General features: G+C 52.5%; 1 protein-coding gene. It reads right to left on the bottom strand.

Annotated features, from left to right (window positions below; translation table 11 throughout):
- Window positions 1-140: 140 nt before the first annotated feature.
- The gene (locus C230_RS0100335; protein ID WP_018130114.1) at window positions 141-1,619 is read right to left on the bottom strand and encodes an aldehyde dehydrogenase family protein; all 1,479 of its coding nucleotides are present in this window, start codon (window positions 1,617-1,619) and stop codon (window positions 141-143) included.
- Between the last annotated feature and the right edge of the window lie 98 nt (window positions 1,620-1,717).

Below are 1,717 nucleotides of genomic sequence, written 5' to 3' on the forward strand. Positions count from 1 at the left end.
GATCTACTATTTTCAATTCATGCGAACCGGGTGTTTGAGGATGAAACCCTTGCTATCTTGGGAATGCTTGCGTTTTCTTTTATTTTCTCTATATTGCGTTTTTAAAACGAAAGTTAAATAAACGCGCAATCGTAGAAATGCTAGATTCCAAACAGGTTCAACGGACGGCTGCCAATATAGGACAGAACACTTTTCGTCTCGGTGTACAGATCAAGCGTTTCCAAAGCGAGTTCCCTGCCAAATCCGGACTGCTTGTATCCGCCAAAGGGAGTGCCCGGAAATGCGGAGATCGGACAATTCACCATCACGATACCGGCCCGTATCGCCGCGGCTACCCGATGGGCCTTCGCATGATCCTTCGTCCAAACGGCCGATCCGAGACCATAGATGGTGTCGTTGGCCAACCGGATCACTTCATCCTCATCGCGGAACTTCATCACCACCACAACCGGACCAAAAATCTCTTCCTGCGCCACGCGCATGTCGTTGCGAACATTGCCGATGATCGTCGGCATATACCAGAAACCGCGTTCGAATTCGGGACCTTCCGGCCGTTTTCCGCCGTACAGGATTTCGGCGCCTTCCTCCACCGCCAACCGAACATAACTGTCGATCACCTTCACCTGTCCTTCCGAGATCACCGCACCTACGTGCACCCCTTCGGCGAACGGATCGCCCACCCGCAAGCGGGCCGCTTTTTCCAGAAACCGGCTCATAAATTCGTCATAAATTTTCTCATGCACGAACAAACGGGATCTCGCTTCACACGATTGCCCGGTGTTATAGAAAATTCCGTACAATGAACCATCCACAGCCGCCTCGATGTCACAGTCGTCAAACACGATGTTCGGCGATTTGCCGCCGAGCTCCAGGGTAACCCGTTTCACCGTCTTGGCGGCACGTGCCATAATGTCTTTCCCGGTCTCTGTTTCGCCGGTGAAGGCTACCTTGTCGATGCCGGGATGTTCCGTGATGTAAGGTCCGATTTCCGAACCGCTTCCCGTCACCACATTGATGACGCCTTCCGGAACCCCCGCCTTGTGACAAAGATCCGCCAAAATCAGCGCGGTAATCGGGGTCAGGCTGGCCGGTTTCAACACAACGGTACATCCGGCTGCCAAGGCAGGAGCGATTTTCCAGGCGGCCATCATCAGTGGATAGTTCCAGGGAATAATCTGCCCGCACACGCCGACCGGTTCCTTCACTGTATAGTTAAAAAAACCGTTGGGAACCGGTTTGGTTTCTCCGCCCAAGGTAATGGCCGCCGCCGCATATAACTCGAAATCCTCGATCGCCTGGCCGATCTGCCCTTTTGCCGCGCTGACCGTCTTGCCGCTGTTAAGCACTTCGATGCGTACGAGCTCATCAAAATTCTTTCTCATCAACTCGGCGATGTTGTTCAGGATACGAGCCCTTTTGGCCCCCGTCATGCGCGGCCATTTGCCTCCTTCAAAGGCAGCCCGGGCAGCCGCCACCGCTTGATCCACATCTTCCCGTGTCGCTTTTGCAACTTTGGCAAGCACTTCTCCCGTGGCCGGATTGTAGGTTTCAAAAAACTCTCCGCTGCTGGCGTCCACATGTTTCCCGTTGATCAACAACTGATAAGACTCTTTTAACATGATGCTCCTCCCTCAAAGAATTAATGTTTTCTTCGTTTTTCTCGCCATTACGCATGTTTTCATCTTTCACGAACGAAGCGCTTGAGGATAATATTTGA

Origin of the sequence: Effusibacillus pohliae DSM 22757, from assembly GCF_000376225.1 — a bacterium.
In the GTDB taxonomy this organism is placed as follows: domain Bacteria; phylum Bacillota; class Bacilli; order Tumebacillales; family Effusibacillaceae; genus Effusibacillus; species Effusibacillus pohliae.

What these genes read in the sequence shown, in the direction of transcription:
- C230_RS0100335 (WP_018130114.1), bottom strand. Translation starts at nt 1,619, where the DNA reads ATGTTAAAAGAGTCTTATCAGTTGTTGATCAACGGGAAACATGTGGAC.